The sequence below is a fragment of the Fructilactobacillus sanfranciscensis DSM 20451 genome, from assembly GCF_001436035.1.
Lineage (GTDB): Bacteria > Bacillota > Bacilli > Lactobacillales > Lactobacillaceae > Fructilactobacillus > Fructilactobacillus sanfranciscensis.
In genome coordinates this window covers 24,087-39,928 of record NZ_AYYM01000006.1, presented here as the reverse complement: position 1 = coordinate 39,928, position 15,842 = coordinate 24,087, and the positions used below count along the sequence as shown (strand labels likewise).

The following is a 15,842-nucleotide window of genomic DNA, read 5'->3' as shown; positions in this document are numbered from 1 at the left end:
GTGGGTGCTGTGAACTTGGAGCTAGAAGATTACGAACTTCTCACTGAAATTTAACTGAAATAAGTAAGTTAAACGTTTTCCGCGTTATGGAATTTGAGAGTCTAGATGTTTTTCATCTAGGAATTTAGGTGGTATCGCGGAAATTCGTCCTATGGAATGATTGTAATTCTATGGGATTTTTTTATTGGCATAAATAAGGAGTGAAGATTATGGCTTATGATCACGCAAAAGTTGAGAAAAAATGGCAACACTATTGGGAAGAAAATAAAACTTTCCGTACTAGTGATAAAACGGAAAAAGAAAAATATTATGTACTAGATATGTTCCCTTATCCATCAGGTCAAGGACTTCACGTTGGACATCCTGAAGGTTATACTGCCACTGATATTATGGCTCGTTTTGAACGGATGCAAGGTAAAAACGTCCTTCATCCAATTGGTTGGGATGCTTTTGGACTTCCAGCTGAACAATATGCAATGAAAACTGGACATAACCCACGTGAATTTACTAACCAAAATATTGATAATTTCCGTCGTCAAATTAAATCACTTGGATTTTCTTATGATTGGGATCGTGAAGTTAACACAACAGACCCTAAATACTACAAGTGGACCCAATGGATTTTTGAAAAGCTTTACGAAAAAGGTCTAGCTTACGAAGACGAAATTGAAGTTAACTGGGCACCTGATTTGATGGGTGGAACAGTTGTGGCTAATGAAGAAGTGGTAAACGGAAAAACTGAACGTGGTGGTTTTCCAGTTTACCGAAAACCAATGAAACAATGGGTACTTCGGATTACGGCCTATGCTGATCGTTTACTTGATGATCTTGATGACGTTGACTGGCCTGAAAGTGTTAAACAAATGCAACGGAACTGGATTGGTCGTTCCGTTGGGGCTAGCATTAACTTTAACGTTGATGAACATCCTGATGAATCAATTGAAGTTTTTTCAACACGTGCCGATACCTTATTTGGAGCAACTTACATAGTTTTAGCTCCAGAAAGTGACATCGTTGATAAAATTGTTACACCAGAACAAAAAGCAGCAATTGACGAATACCGTCAAAAAATTGCTTCAAAATCAGATCTTGAAAGAACTGATTTAAATAAGGATAAATCTGGTGTGTTTACGGGAGCATATGCCATTAACCCAGTTAATGGAGCTAAACTTCCAATCTGGATTGGTGACTACGTACTTTCATCATATGGAACCGGTGCAATCATGGCAGTTCCCGCTCATGATGATCGTGATTATGAATTTGCCAAGAAATTTAAGCTTCCCATTATTCCAGTTATTGAAGGCGGGGATATTGAAAAAGAACCTTATACCGGTGATGGCGTTCACATTAATTCTGGTTTCCTTGATGGATTAGGTAAAAAAGACGCCATTAATACAATGATTGAATGGCTTCAAACACATCACGCTGGAGATAAAAAAGTTAACTACAAGCTTCGGGATTGGATTTTTTCCCGTCAACGGTACTGGGGTGAACCAATTCCAGTGATTAACTGGGACGATGGGACTAAATCATTAGTTCCTGAAGATGAACTTCCTTTGCGTCTACCAAAGACTGATGATATTAAATCATCCGGAACTGGGGAAAGTCCTTTAGCTAATTTGAAAGATTGGGTTAATGTAACTGATAAAAATGGACGTCATGGAAAACGTGAAACTAATACCATGCCACAATGGGCAGGTAGTTCATGGTACTACTTAAGATATATTGATCCAAAAAACGATAAGATGTTAGCTGATCCTAAAAAACTTGATTACTGGCTTCCAATCGATCTTTATGTTGGTGGTGCAGAACATGCAGTTCTTCACTTACTATATGCTCGTTTCTGGCACAAGTTCCTTTATGATTTAGGCGTAGTTCCAACGAAAGAACCCTTCCAAAGATTAGTTAACCAAGGAATGATTTTGGGAACTAACCATGAAAAGATGTCTAAATCAAAAGGTAATGTAGTTAACCCTGATGATATTGTGAACGAATATGGAGCGGATACTCTTCGGCTTTACGAAATGTTCATGGGACCTTTAACGGAATCAAAACCTTGGAGTACAGAAGGAATTGTCGGCGCTAACCGTTGGATTAAACGTGTTTGGAGAATGTACCTTAACGACGATAATTCAACGAGTGATATGCTGATTGCTGATAACGATGGTAAATTAGACAAAGTTTACAATCAGACAGTGAAAAAAGTTACTGATGATATTGAAAAGATGCGGTTTAACACAGCAATTTCACAAATGATGGTTTTTGTAAATGAAGTTTATAAAAATAAAACTTTACCAAAACGTTATGCAGAAGGCTTTATTAAACTTCTATCACCAATTACACCACATATGGCTGAAGAAATTTGGCAACAATTGGGACATAAAGATACAATTGCATACGCTGAATGGCCAACTTATGATGAAAGTAAGTTAAAGGATGACCAAGCAGAACTTGTTGTTCAGATTAACGGAAAAGTTCGTGCTCATATTACCGTAGCAGTGGGTACTTCAAAAGATGATATAGAAAAAATTGCTCTCGCCGACGATAATATTAAAAATAACTTACAAAATAAGACTGTCAGAAAAGTAATTGTAATTCCTAATAAAATTGTTAACATAGTTGCTAATTAGTTCTATTAAAAAATAATTACAAATATAATCATTGCGTGAAAGTAGGGTATTTTTTTGAATAATGGTTTTGAAGAAGATGTAATTCAAGAAGAATTACAAGATACTGAGTCTGAACGCGCCAAAGGTCAAATGTTAAAGGGTTCTGCCTGGATGACTGTTGGAAGTATTTTGTCAAGAATTCTTGGTGCTTTATATATTATCCCTTGGCGTTTGATTTTAGGAGCATCTTTGTTCCCGTTAGCCAACTCACTTTATACTCAAGGGTACAATATTTATAGTTTTGCTTTGATTGTTGCGGTAGCAGGGATTCCTTCTGCTATTTCTAAACAAGTCGCCCATTATAATGCTTTGAATGAATATGGGGTTGGAGTTCAAATCTATAAAAAGGGTTTGAGTTTGGCAATTTTAATGGGGATTATCAGTGCACTAATTTTATGGGTTGCTGCCCCAATCTTAACCAATGGTGATAAAAACGTAATTCCAGTTATTCATTCACTAGCCTGGGCTGTTTTAGTAATTCCAACAATGAGTTTAACTCGAGGATTTTTCCAGGGTTATAATAACATGGCTCCTTCAGCAATTTCGCAATTTGTTGAACAACTTGCTCGAGTTATTTATATGTTATTATCAGCTTTCTTAGTCCTAAAGGTCATGCATGGTAGTTGGGTTACAGCGGTTTCCCAATCTACTTTTGCGGCATGTATTGGTGCAATTTTTGGATTTTTAGTTTTAGTTTGGTTTTACTGGAAGAATCGAAATTATTATCAAGGATTGATTAAAAATAGTAATAATAAGTTATCGGTCCCAACCAACCAACTTTATTGTGAAATTATTAGTCAAGCTACGCCTTTTATTATTTTAGGAGCTGGGGTAACGATTTTCTCTTTAATCGATCAATTTACTTTTTTCCATATTATGCGTTTTGCCACTAATTTTTCTGAAGAAGTATTACAGATTAACTATGCAATTTTTGCTGGAAATGCTAATAAACTAACTATGATTGTTGTTTCATTAGCATCTTCAATTGGGATTACGGTTGTTCCATTGCTCTCAGAAGCATTTACTAAGAAAAATAAAAAGGCTTTAAAAGATTCGTTTTCTAATGCATTGGTGCTCTTTGAATTCGTTATGATTCCAGCTTCTTTGGGAATGGCTGCTATTGCGGGTCCTTTAAATCGAACTTTTTATGGAACAGCCAATATGGATTTTAGTAGCAATGTTTTAGCTTTTTCATCAATTGAATCAATTCCAATTGGATTGTTCGTAGTAGTTGCAGCAATTATGCAAGGTGTATCACAAAATAAAAAAGCCGTTAAACTATTTGCTTATGGAACGCTAGCTAAGTTTGTTACCCAATATCCTTTAGTTTATTTGTTTGGAGCATTTGGTACATTAATGTCAACAATGATTGGGTTCTTTTTAGCAACTTGGTTGATGATAAGAGCATTGAAACATGAATTTGGAATTGAAAAGAATATGCTTCAATATGAAAGTATTCAAATTATTTTCTATTCTATAGTTATGTATTTTGTTGCGTTAGTTTCAGTTTATGGATTAAACTGGTTCTTCAGTTTGTTTACGACTCCATTTAGTTCAATTATTAGTTTAATTGTAACTGGTTTAGCATCAATATTTGGAGCAATTGTTTATGCTTACTTCATGTTAAAAACTGGATTAGCTGAACAAGTTTTAGGTAAACGAGTTGGTAGATTAAAAGCTAAATTTAACATTAAATAAAAATAAGACTTTCCAATTATTTGGAAGGTCTTATTTTTATGCTTCATTTTTTTTCATAAATTGAGGTAGAGCTTCGGAAATTTGATGGGGTAAAACAACATATTGCTTTTTTGCCAATTCATCAGCAATTGCACTATGAGTGTAGACGGCAGCTAAGACAGCATTTTCTGTATTTTCGAATTGAGCTACAAATCCACCAATTATCCCTGCTAAGGTATCTCCCATGCCACCAGTTGCTTGTGCGGGTGTACCAACTGTATTAACAAATGATCCAGTTGGAGTTAATACTTGAGTCCGATGTGATTTAACGACTACAATACTACCTTGCTGTTTAAATAGGTTATTGTATGCTGCAAGATTTGTATTTTCATTTTGATTTTTAATTTTTACACCTGATAATTTTTGCCATTCCATTTGATGAGGAGTGAAAATTAGCTTAGTTTTAGGCAAAGATAAATTGTTAGATGCAATTAAGTCAATGGCAGATCCATCAACAACTAAAATTTGAGTAGGAGAAACACTCGCGAAAACCGTTTTAAGTAAACTCAAACTTTTTTTATCAGTGCCTAGTCCAGATCCAATGTTAATAACGTCCATATTTGCAATTAAAGCTTTAACAGCTGGTTCGTCATGATAATCAAGGTACATAGCTTCAGGAACCCAATTATGAAGACTACTTTGGTTAGAAGAATCAGTTATGGTAGTTGTTAAACCAACCCCGGCATAAACAGCACCGAGCGAACTCATAATAATGGCTCCACCAAAATTTTGATTTCCGCCAATTAAAGCAATTTTTCCATAAGTTCCTTTAAAACTTTGAGTTGACCTAATTCGAATTGTATCTTGCAAGATTTTTTTTGTGATTGGTTTCATTTCATTCACCTCGAAGTTATTATAGCATTGTAAAATTTGTGATTGTGCTAAAATCACTTATGTAGATTAAAAAAGGAGAACTTAAAATGATTGATTGGAAAAAAGAAGCAGAAAAATATAAAGAAGCTTATCTCGCTGATTTAAAGGAATTAGTGGCCATTGATAGTTCGCGTGATGTAGAACATTCGACCGATGAATTTCCTTTAGGACCTGGTCCAGCTAAGGCTTTAGAAAAATTTCTTGAATTTGGAAATCGCGATGGGTTCACTACTCATAACATTGAAAATATCGTTGGTTACATCGAATATGGTAATGGAAAAGAATATTTTGCCGTATTAGGCCATGCAGATACGGTTCCGGCTGGAAAAGGTTGGGATACTAATCCATTTGAATTAATGTTAAAGGATGGTAAAGCAATTGGCCGGGGAACTTCTGATGATAAAGGTCCTGCATTAGCTGCTTATTATGGACTTAAAATGTTAAAAGACCATGGAATTATGCCTAATTTGAAAGTTCGCTTAATTATTGGAACTGATGAAGAAACAAATTGGACGGGCATGAAACGGTACTTTGAGGTTGAACCAGATCCTAAAATTGGTTTTTCACCAGATGCAGAATTTCCGTTGATTAACGGTGAAAAAGGGAATGTGACCTTTGAAACTAAATTTGCTGGTGATACGAAAGATGGAGAAAATACTTTAGTTTCATTTAAAGCCGGCTTGAAAGAAAACATGGTTCCTCGTGAGGCCAAAGTCGAAATTAAAACGGATACTGCTGATTTAATTTCAACTAAATTTGAAGAATATCTACTTAATGTTCCCGTTACGGGAACGTATGAAGTGACCCCCACAGGAATTAAATTAGAAATGATTGGAAAAGCTGCTCATGGGATGGAACCTAAGAACGGAATTAATGCCGGAACATATATGGCAACATTCTTGAAAGAATTCACTTTTGATAAGGCGGGACAAAATTTTGTTGGCTTTATTGCTGATAAATTGCATGATGATTCACGGGCAACTAAATTAGGTCTTCAATTTACTGATGATATCATGGGCGATCTCACGATGAACGTTGGAATTATCGATTACAGCCAAAGTCAAGGTGGATTGATTAATACTAATTTTAGATTTCCGAAAGGAATTACACCTGCTAAAATTGAACAACAATTAAAAGATAATTCAGCTTATTATCGCGGTCAAGTTGAAATGAATCCGGATTATATGGAACCTCATTTTGTTGATCCTAAAGATCCAATTGTAACGACTTTAATGGATATTTATAAAGAGCAAACTGGACAAACAGTTGCCGAACCAGAAGTAGTTGGTGGGGGAACTTATGGACGTTTGATGAAACGAGGAGTTGCTTTTGGCGCCCTTTTCCCTGGTGCAGAAGATACAATGCATCAAGCTAATGAATTTCAGAATGTTAACGATTTACTTATGGCAATGTCAATTTATGGTCAATCTTTATATGAATTAACTAAATAATTTCGTTGACAAGTTAAAACGTTCGTTATATAGTGATTAACAAGATTAATAGAATTTTAGCTGAAGAGTTGAGTACAAATTAATAGGTCTCAGAGAATTTCCGGTTGGTGTGAAGGAATGACTGATGTAATTTGGAATATGGACTTGGAGCAATTGTTGATGAATACTTAATCAACAACGGGATAGTATCCGTTATCAATACCAACTTTATTAAGTTGTTGAGGTTGTTTCAGCGATGAAACAACAAACTAAGGTGGTATCACGAAAGCATTCGTCCTTTATTAGGGCGGATGCTTTTTGTGTTTCTAAAAAGGAGAAGGAAAATGAAGAAGAAAAGTTGGATTTGGATTGGAATTGTAGTTTTAATTATTGGAATTGGTTATTTTAGTTTCGGAAATCATAGTAAAAATGCTAGTAAAGATACCATTACTGTTGGATTAATGTCAGGATCAAAACCAGATCAACAAATTTGGGATACGGTTGCTAAAACAGCCAAAGATAAATATGGATTAACAATTAAGTACAAGTATTTTTCTGATTATAGTCAACCCAATGCTGCTTTAACTAGTAAGAGTATTGATGTAAATGCTTTTCAAAATTATCCATTCATGGATATTTGGAACAAGGCTCATGACTCTCATATTGTGGCAGTTGGTGATACAATCATCGAACCAATGAGAATCTACTCATACAAAGTTAACAACGTTAAAAATCTTCCAGAAGGTGCTACTATTGCTGTTCCAAATGATGCTAATAATGAATCACGAGCCCTTCATGTTATTCAAAGCGCTGGCTTAATTAAATTAAATAATGACAAGCTTGCTAATTTGAAATCAATTACGAATAACCCAGAAAACATTAAAATAAAAGAAGTTGATGCAAGTCAAACAACACGATCACTAAATGACATTGATGCAGCGGTTGTGAACGGTAACTTTGCTCAATCAGCCAATTTAAACATTAAAAAGTCAATTTATACAGAACAATTTAACAAAAATTCACATAAATGGATTAACTTTATTGCTGCAAATAAAGCTAACAAAAATGATCCTAGAATTAAAAAATTAGTTAAGGCATATCAAACTAAAGCAACGGCTAAAGAAATAAAAAAAGTATCTGGTATTAACCAATTACCAGCTTGGAATTTAAATTTAAAATAAATTAGGTGAACAGAATGAAAAAAGAAGAGAAAATTAAAATTTTACAAGATTTAGTGAAAATTAATTCAGTTAATGGTAATGAAAGAGAAATTTCAGATTACCTTTCTAATTTACTAAATAAGTATGGAATTAAACATGAAATCTTCCCCTTGGTTGATGATGAAAATCGTTCAAATTTAATTGTCGAAATTGGAGAAGGAAGAACAGATCAGGTTTTTGGACTAACAGGACATCAAGATACGGTTGCGGTGACAGATGAGTTAGCTTGGAAATATTCGGCATTTTCTGGCACAATTGAAGGCGACTTTTTATATGGTCGTGGGGCTGCTGACATGAAAAGTGGTTTAGCAGCAGAAGTGATTGCGCTAATTGAATTAGTTGAAAAACAACAAATTCCATCCGGAAAAGTTAGATTAATTATTACAGCAGGAGAAGAATTTGGTGCACCAGGAGCTTACAAGATTAATCCTAAATTAATTGAAGATTTGGATGCTTTGATTGTGGGTGAAGCTACAAATGGAAACGTTAAGTATGCTCATTCGGGTAGCTTTAATTATCGGATAAACAGCATTGGAAAATCCGTGCATAGTTCGGTGCCTAACCAAGGTATTAATGCAATTGAAGGACTTGTAGCATACATTAATGATGAAGGACGCGTTTTTAGCGATTTACCAGTTGATGAAATTTTAGGTAATGTTCAACATAGTATTACTGTAATTGAGGGTGGAAAACAAATTAATACAATTCCCGGACATGCATATTTGTTAGGTAATGTTCGACCTACGCCAACATTTAATAACAAACAAGTTCGTTCTTTAATTGAAAAAACAATTACTAAAATTAATCAGGAAACCGATTACCAATTAAAATTTGAATTATTACATGATTTTTATCCAATTCGTACATTAACTAATAACTCTTTGGTTGAAAATGCATATCAAGCTTCAAAAGAGTTCTATCCTGATCGTGATATTAAGCTCTTTACAGATAATGGTGCAACTGATGCTAGTGTCTTTGTTCAAATTAAACCGGATTTACCAGTTATTATTTTAGGTCCAGATTCAAACGGTTCTGCTCATCAAATTAATGAGCATACGTCACTCAGTAGCTATTTAGTAACAATTGATATCTATCAAAAAATTATTAATGAATTTTTTGCAAACTAAAAAGGAGCTCGTTAAAGCGAGCTCCTTTTTTAACGGATTTCTTTTAATTTTTCATCAATTTTGTCTAGTACAATTTGCGTATTTTCGGGATTTACTAAATCATATTTTTGTAAATCAATTTTCATCTTAGGGCTTAAATTAAAATCATCATACCATTTTTGATAAGCTGTCCACATTTTGTGATAGTAATTTTCCAGTTCTGGGTTATTATCGAATTGCTCATAATCTCGTCCACGTTTCTTAATACGGGATAAAATTGTGTCAAAATCTGCATATGCATATACCAATAAGTCTGGCTTCTTTTTGGGAAGTTGTTTTAATTCATCCATCATGTTATCCAATAATTTAAGATAAACTTCTAATTCAACGTCGGAAATATTTCCTTCTTTATTATTTTCTTTAGTAAATAAGGCATCTTCGTAAATCGATCGATCAAGAATGTTATTATCATCTTTCAATGCTTTTTTAATCATTGAGAAGCGTTTATTTAAAAAATAGATTTGTAGTAAAAAACCGTATTGTTTCGGATCCTTGTAATAAAGCGGTAAAACCGGATTATCCCCAACCGGTTCATAAAAAGCCTTGGTACCAAGGTGATTCGAAATTTTTTCAGTTAATGTAGTTTTTCCTACCCCAATCATTCCTGCAGTAATTATCACCATACAAAACTCCTTTTTTATTTAGATATATTTAGTATATCATCATTCAAAAATAGTTAGAAAGAATTCTCAAAATCTATTTAGGATATGGTATTCTAGTAATAATAAAGTGTAGGTGGTTTTTTTGAAAAAATTTTGGTGTTTATTCTGGTTTTTCCTATTTTTAGTAGTTTTATGGTCTGGATATGTTTTTTTAGAACATTTTACATCACAAAATGCAAAATTGATGTTGTTTTTTATTGGATGTGTAATTTTAGTTAGACTTGTGATTACTCCAATTGTAACTATTATTATTCGGCATCATGATTGTTTAAAGGAACAAACAGAGCAAGAAAGGAAAAATGATGAAAAATCGAATTAGCAACCTGACATATTTCAAAAGAACGCTAATAATGTTAGGGTTAATTTTTGTTGTTATATTTGTGCAAACACCGATTCAAATTTTATCAATTATTCATCATCCTTCAATTATTTCGTTAGTGGTTGGTGGGGTGATTTATTTAGTATTTTTTGGATTTGCAATCTGGGGTGCACTGATAGCTTATAAAAGCGTTTATAAGCAAACAAACCATGGTTTAAACTTAAAAGACTGGTTGTTAATTGCAAAAGCATACGTATTATTTTTTGTTATTGAAATTGTTTTATCATTTCTCAACCAGTTAGTTTATGCACAAAAAACTACAGAAAATAATAAAAATATCATGGCAATACTTCATGCTAATCCAGTAATTTTAATTTTAATGTGTTTTACTATGACTTTTTTCTCCCCAATATTAGAAGAATTAGTTTTTCGTGGGTATTTAATTAAAGGATTTTTCCCAAATTTTAAGCCATTGATTCCAATGCTTATTAGTGGATTTTTATTTTCTCTTTGCCATGATAACAGCAATCCAATAAGTTTCTTGATTTATATGTCTTTAGGAATGATTCTTTCGTATGTTTATTTAAAACAGGATAAAATTGAAGTTTCAATTGGGCTTCACTTTTTGAACAATTTAATTGCAACTACGTTAATGCTAATTGGGATGTTGATAGGATAGGGAAAATAAATGAATATTTCAGAATTTAATTATTATAATAATTTGAAAAATCGTTTAGCAAAAGTTCATGATGAGATTAACTTGGAGAAGAAAAATTATTTAAAGACTATGACTAATTTGAATCAATGACTTAAAGTCATCTGGAAGTGAATGTGATGTAATTCTTGAAATAGACTTTTTTGCTACTTATGATGATTTTGAAGATGACTTTGTCGGAGCAGATTTTGTTCAAGAAATAGTTAAAAAACATTTAGAAGCACATGAGGCAATGACGATGATTATCACGGAAGATAATTATCCAAATGAATATGATATTACAATTATGCCAAAATAAGGAGAATAACAATGGTAGATAGAAGAGATTACAAATACCCTGATACACAAGCCTATGATGCTGTAATTAAGTCTTTAAATGATAATGATGTAACTGTTAGAGATATTTCAAAGGTTGTTTATAACTTACAAAAGAAGTATATAAAGATTCCAAGTATGGAATATGTTGATAAAATTGTGATTGATGTTTTACACAAACGAGAAGTTTTAAATAATGCGTTAGTTGGGTTAGAAATTGATCGATTAGCATCAGAACATAAACTAGATGAGCCACTTCAAAGCATTGTTGAACATGATTTAGGAGTTTTTGGTGTTGATGAAACTTTAGCATTAGGAATCGCTAATATTTATGGAACCATTGGAATTACAAATTATTGTGGATTAGATACTAATAAACAAGGAATTGTTAAAATTCTTGATCAAAGAACTGATCGAGTTACAACTTTTATTGATGATATTGTTGGTTCAGTTGCAGGGGCGGCATCTGCTAAAATTGCACACGAAAATTCATGATATGTTAAAAAGAGCTCATCTGTAGAAGATGAGCTCTTTCATTTTATTTTTATTTTGCAGATTTAACTGCTTTTACACATTTTGGTCCAAATTCAAACTCATCGTCAAGTAATTCTGATTTACCAACATTCTTACGAACAACTTTTAATCAGTTAGATTCATTGTCACCGAGACCAGTCTGACTAACAAAAACCACCTCCACTAAATCACCAATTTGGTAGGGAATAGCCTTATCAAATTCTTGAAGGGTGTATGTTTCGTATGCTTTAGTTTACATCAGAACGATATAAACCGACAACCTTACCTAAAATTGTACAACTCTTTAAAATAATTGGAGCCATTGTATCATTTTCTGGTTGAAGCCTGAAGTGATCACTTTCTTTAAAGAAACGTTTACAAGTAGCTTCTCCTTCATCATTCATTGCAATCACAATTTCACCATTTTCAGCATTGTGCTGGCGACGAACAATTACTTGATCTCCATCTAAAATTCCAATGTTAATCATACTTGTACCGCTGATAGTTAACATAAAAAGAGAATCTGCATTTTGCGCTAGACTATCTGGAATTGGAAAGTAATCGGTTGCTTCTTGAACTGCGAGAATTGGTTCTCCTGCAGCTACAACTCCCAACAAAGGAATTTCTTTATTACGTGTTTCAGGGGATAATCCCAAAAAATTGATTCCTGCAGGGGTAACTTCTAAAGCTCTAGGTTTAGTTGGGTCTTTACTAATAAACCCCTTTTTTTCTAACCTTGATAAATGTCCATGAACCGTTGAAGTTGAAGAAAGTCCGACTTCTTTACATATTTCTCTAACCGTTGGTGGATAACCGTGTTTCCGCACGTTATCATAAATGAAACGTAGGATATCCATTTGTTTTGTATTTGCGTTGTTTGACATTGGTCCACCTCGAAAAAATGATTATTGCTAGTATGATAAGATTAACATATTTAACTCAGTTTGCAAACGCTAGTTCGTATTTGAAAACTTTGTTTCTGAAAAATTTCATGCTATTATAGAAGTAATTAAAATAAGGAGTTGTAGATATGGCAGAAGATCCGGAACTTAAAAAAATTATTCCAAGAATTAATGAATTAGCTCATAAGGCAAAATTGCAAGACTTAACTGATAAAGAAAAAGAAGAACGAGATCAGTTACGTAAACATTACCTCAAGCGCTTTAAATCTAATTTTAAAAGTCAAATTGAAATGACACAAATTTATGATAAAGATGGAAAAGAAGTAACGCCTGAGGAAGTAAAAGAAATTCAACGTAAAAAGAATCTTAGAGATAATTAAATAAAGGAGAGTTAATTATGGCAACTTGGATGTGGATCATATTAGTTTTAGTAGCACTTGCTGCTGGTTTGGTACTTGGTTTTTTTGGTGCTCGTAAGTACATGGAAAAATATTTGAAGGAAAACCCACCAATTAATGAAGAACAATTAAAGGGTATGATGCTTCAAATGGGACAAAAACCTTCCAAAAAGAAATTGAACCAAATGATGAATTCTATGAAACGTAATGCAAAATAAAAAAACACCACTTTTTAGTGGTGTTTTTTTGATTCATCAACATATACGTAATTTGGATTAATTTCAGCATCTAAATTTTTGAACGCATCACTCATTTGCTTTTCCACAATTGCTTGATTTTTATCATCTAATTTAAGATTTTTATCTACAAAAATTGGGGTACCGAAGTTAATATGAGCTTTATTACGACAAAAAAATTCTTTTAAAGTCAATGGTCCTTGATAAACGACCGGCAAAAGTGGGACACCAGACATTTTAGCAATCATTGCCGCACCACCTTTTAGTTTTGTCGAGTGTCGTGTTCCTGATGGAAAAATCATTACTGACAAATCTGTTTTACGAAGAACTTTGATTGGCCGTTTGATTACCGAAATTCCTGGGTTATTACGATCAACTGGTTCAACGTTTAATTTATTAAGAAACCATCCCATAAATGGATTTTTAAATAATTCTTTCTTTGCAATGAAATAAAATTGCTTAGGCAGTAAAATTGCTGCGAAGTAAATCATGTCAAACCAGGTCCGATGTGGGGCAACTAGAATATAATTTTCCTTTGGAATACGATTCTGATTCATTACGTCGACTTTTCCATTGGCAATTCTAATTAATCCTTTAGCAATTGAAAATATAAATGAATAAAACAATCTTCTCATCCTCCTTTTTGAGTTGTACAATTGATATTATAGCATTATAACGAATGATTAAAGGGTGAATTACGATGGATCAAACAATTGAATTAAAACAGGGTGAACGAATTGATCAGCTTTACAGTAGTGATATTAAAATAATTCAAAATGCTGAAGTTTTTTCCTTTTCATTGGATGCAGTGATGCTAGCTGATTTTGCACAGGTTAAACAAAGTTACAAAACTAAAATTGTTGATCTTTGTGCTGGAAATGGTGCTGTGGGTTTATTTATCAGTAAAAAAACTCACGGAAAAATTGCCGAAGTTGAAATTCAACCAAAATTAAGTGACATGGCTAAACGAAGTGTAACCTTAAATAATTTGGAAAAACATATTTCTGTTTACAATATTGATTTAAAAAATAGTTTAGACTATTTTAAAAAGGAATCAATCGACCATGTAACAGTGAATCCGCCTTATTTTGCAAATGAAAAAGAAAGCAGCAAAAATCCTAATCCGTACTTGGCAATTGCCCGCCATGAAATCAAAACTAATTTAGAGATTGTAATTAAAACTTCTAGTGACCTGCTTAAAAACAATGGCAAAATGTATATGGTACATCGACCTGACCGTTTATTAGATATTTTGAATGAAATGCAAAAATATCGGTTAGCACCTAAAGAAATTCAATTTGTTTATCCTAAGGTTGGTCGTGATGCTAATATGATTTTGATTTCTGGAATTAAAGATGGAAAATTAAATGGTTTAAAAATAAAACCACCAATCGTAGTTTACGATGAGAACGATAATTATACAGAACCTGTGAGAAAAATGTTATATGGAAAATAAAAAATATTATCTCTATGTATTAGTTTGTGGTGATGGTTCCTTTTATGGAGGATTCACGGATAACGTTGCACACAGACTTCACCAACACCAGATTGGTAAGGGCGCTAAATATACTAAGAGCCATAAACCTGTTCGCTTATTATATTCAGAAGACTTTGAAAGTAAGAGTTTAGCTTTAAAAGCAGAGTATGCCTTTAAGCATCAATCTCGTCATGCTAAAGAAAGATATTTGATGGAACATGGAGTTGATCCGATTTTGTGGGTTAATTAATTTTAAATTTTATTTGAACTTCTGCTTAATATTTTGTATAATAGATTTTGGTATTAATTTACCAATACGCATCTAGAAGGTTTTGCATAGTAGTGCTCTTTGAGTTCCATGCATAATTCTAGAGAGGAAAAACTAATTTTTATGGAGGCTTATTATGGCTGTTGTATCAATGAAACAATTATTAGAGGCTGGTGTACATTTTGGTCACCAAACTCGTCGTTGGAATCCTAAGATGGCTAAATACATCTTTACTGAACGTAATGGTATTTACATTATCGATTTACAAAAGACGGTTAAGTTATTAGGTTCAGCTTACAACTTTATGAAGAGTGAAGCTGCTGACGATGCTGTAGTTCTTTTTGTAGGAACTAAGAAACAAGCACAAGATGCAATTGAAGAAGAAGCAAAACGTTCTGGTCAATTCTACGTTAACCATCGTTGGTTAGGTGGTACTCTTACTAACTGGAACACCATCCAAAAACGGATCAAGTACTTAAAAGATCTTAAAAAGATGGCAACTGATGGTACTTTCGAAAGATTACCTAAAAAAGAAGTTGCTCTATTAACTAAGAAGACTGCTAAACTAGAAAGATTCTTAGGTGGTATCGAAGATATGCCTAAGATTCCTAACGTTATGTTTATTGTTGATCCTCATAAAGAAGAAATTGCTCTTAAAGAAGCTCAAAAATTAAACATTCCAGTTATCGCAATGGTTGATACTAATACTGATCCAGATGGTATTGATTACGTTATCCCATCAAATGATGATGCTATTCGTGCTATCAGATTAATCACTTCAACTATGGCTGATGCTGTTATCGAAGGCCGTCAAGGTGAAGATGATGTTAACGAAGAAACTTTCGTAGAAGAAACAACTGAAACAGAAGATAAATAAATAATTAATTGTCAAGGCTGACTCTATTTAGACCTATTCGGCCTAGTAGGGTCAGTTTTTTAAAT

Annotated in this window: 17 protein-coding genes and 2 other annotated features (1 of these 19 only partly in view); of the genes, 13 read left to right on the top strand and 4 right to left on the bottom strand. The window is 33.2% G+C overall.

All coding sequences use genetic code 11. The features are described 5' to 3' along the window. Positions 1–155 (top strand) — a binding site (T-box leader); it begins 50 nt to the left of the window's first position. A 54-nt stretch (positions 156–209) separates the two neighbouring features. Together leuS and FD36_RS02915 are read left to right on the top strand one after the other, a co-directional pair. Next, positions 210–2,630 (top strand): leucine--tRNA ligase, encoded by a 2,421-nt coding sequence (leuS, locus tag FD36_RS02920; protein WP_056957873.1) that lies wholly within the window; start codon positions 210–212, stop codon positions 2,628–2,630. 54 nt (positions 2,631–2,684) lie between these two features. Beyond that, positions 2,685–4,367, top strand: a complete 1,683-nt coding sequence (locus FD36_RS02915; protein WP_180337757.1) for a putative polysaccharide biosynthesis protein — start codon at positions 2,685–2,687, stop codon at positions 4,365–4,367. Between the two features lie 36 nt (positions 4,368–4,403). Here FD36_RS02915 and FD36_RS02910 read toward each other — a convergent pair whose 3' ends face one another. Continuing rightward, on the bottom strand, positions 4,404–5,240 hold the full coding sequence (locus tag FD36_RS02910; protein ID WP_056957872.1) for an NAD(P)H-hydrate dehydratase: 837 nt from the start codon (positions 5,238–5,240) through the stop codon (positions 4,404–4,406). Between the two features lie 86 nt (positions 5,241–5,326). Here FD36_RS02910 and pepV point away from each other — a divergent pair, with 86 nt between their 5' ends. From pepV to FD36_RS02895, 3 genes are all read left to right on the top strand, one after another. Continuing rightward, positions 5,327–6,730 carry a dipeptidase PepV gene (gene pepV, locus FD36_RS02905; RefSeq protein WP_056957871.1) on the top strand — a complete coding sequence of 468 codons (1,404 nt, stop codon included), beginning with the start codon at positions 5,327–5,329 and terminating at the stop codon, positions 6,728–6,730. 53 nt (positions 6,731–6,783) lie between these two features. Next, positions 6,784–7,012: a binding site (T-box leader), on the top strand. Positions 7,013–7,053: 41 nt separating this feature from the next. Further along, positions 7,054–7,890, top strand: a complete 837-nt coding sequence (locus tag FD36_RS02900) for a MetQ/NlpA family ABC transporter substrate-binding protein (RefSeq protein WP_056957870.1) — start codon at positions 7,054–7,056, stop codon at positions 7,888–7,890. A 14-nt stretch (positions 7,891–7,904) separates the two neighbouring features. Then, complete coding sequence (locus FD36_RS02895) at positions 7,905–9,056, top strand: ArgE/DapE family deacylase (RefSeq protein ID WP_056957869.1); 1,152 nt, start codon at positions 7,905–7,907, stop codon at positions 9,054–9,056. 29 nt (positions 9,057–9,085) lie between these two features. Here the strand turns inward: FD36_RS02895 and FD36_RS02890 are convergent, their stop codons facing one another. Beyond that, complete coding sequence (locus FD36_RS02890; protein ID WP_014082107.1) at positions 9,086–9,718, bottom strand: deoxynucleoside kinase; 633 nt, start codon at positions 9,716–9,718, stop codon at positions 9,086–9,088. A 121-nt stretch (positions 9,719–9,839) separates the two neighbouring features. On the opposite strand from FD36_RS02890, the gene FD36_RS02885 reads away from it, so the two are divergent. The 3 genes from FD36_RS02885 (at position 9,840) to FD36_RS02875 (ending at position 11,601) form a co-directional block, all read left to right on the top strand. Continuing rightward, positions 9,840–10,076 (top strand): hypothetical protein, encoded by a 237-nt coding sequence (locus FD36_RS02885; RefSeq protein ID WP_056957868.1) that lies wholly within the window; start codon positions 9,840–9,842, stop codon positions 10,074–10,076. Then, positions 10,060–10,755 carry a CPBP family intramembrane glutamic endopeptidase gene (locus FD36_RS02880; protein ID WP_162255839.1) on the top strand — a complete coding sequence of 232 codons (696 nt, stop codon included), beginning with the start codon at positions 10,060–10,062 and terminating at the stop codon, positions 10,753–10,755. Before FD36_RS02885 ends, FD36_RS02880 begins: the two co-directional genes overlap by 17 nt. Positions 10,756–11,100: 345 nt before the next feature. Then, entirely contained in the window at positions 11,101–11,601 is a 501-nt protein-coding gene (locus FD36_RS02875) for a phosphatidylglycerophosphatase A family protein (protein ID WP_014082103.1), read from the top strand. A gap of 266 nt (positions 11,602–11,867) precedes the next feature. Here FD36_RS02875 and lexA read toward each other — a convergent pair whose 3' ends face one another. Then, positions 11,868–12,503 (bottom strand): transcriptional repressor LexA, encoded by a 636-nt coding sequence (gene lexA, locus FD36_RS02870; RefSeq protein WP_056957866.1) that lies wholly within the window; start codon positions 12,501–12,503, stop codon positions 11,868–11,870. Positions 12,504–12,649: 146 nt separating this feature from the next. Here lexA and FD36_RS02865 point away from each other — a divergent pair, with 146 nt between their 5' ends. Beyond that, positions 12,650–12,901, top strand: a complete 252-nt coding sequence (locus FD36_RS02865; protein WP_014082101.1) for a DUF896 domain-containing protein — start codon at positions 12,650–12,652, stop codon at positions 12,899–12,901. Positions 12,902–12,918: 17 nt separating this feature from the next. Continuing rightward, positions 12,919–13,137: a YneF family protein gene (locus tag FD36_RS02860; RefSeq protein WP_056957865.1), complete on the top strand. Its 219-nt coding sequence runs from the start codon at positions 12,919–12,921 to the stop codon at positions 13,135–13,137. A gap of 14 nt (positions 13,138–13,151) precedes the next feature. Here the strand turns inward: FD36_RS02860 and FD36_RS02855 are convergent, their stop codons facing one another. Further along, entirely contained in the window at positions 13,152–13,781 is a 630-nt protein-coding gene (locus FD36_RS02855) for a lysophospholipid acyltransferase family protein (protein ID WP_056957864.1), read from the bottom strand. A 74-nt stretch (positions 13,782–13,855) separates the two neighbouring features. Here FD36_RS02855 and FD36_RS02850 point away from each other — a divergent pair, with 74 nt between their 5' ends. From FD36_RS02850 to rpsB, 3 genes are all read left to right on the top strand, one after another. Continuing rightward, positions 13,856–14,611, top strand: coding sequence for a tRNA1(Val) (adenine(37)-N6)-methyltransferase (locus FD36_RS02850; RefSeq protein WP_014082098.1), 756 nt, complete (start codon positions 13,856–13,858; stop codon positions 14,609–14,611). Continuing rightward, positions 14,601–14,882, top strand: coding sequence for a GIY-YIG nuclease family protein (locus FD36_RS02845; RefSeq protein WP_014082097.1), 282 nt, complete (start codon positions 14,601–14,603; stop codon positions 14,880–14,882). Before FD36_RS02850 ends, FD36_RS02845 begins: the two co-directional genes overlap by 11 nt. A 154-nt stretch (positions 14,883–15,036) precedes the next feature. Beyond that, entirely contained in the window at positions 15,037–15,777 is a 741-nt protein-coding gene (rpsB, locus tag FD36_RS02840; protein WP_014082096.1) for a 30S ribosomal protein S2, read from the top strand. Positions 15,778–15,842: the final 65 nt, after the last annotated feature.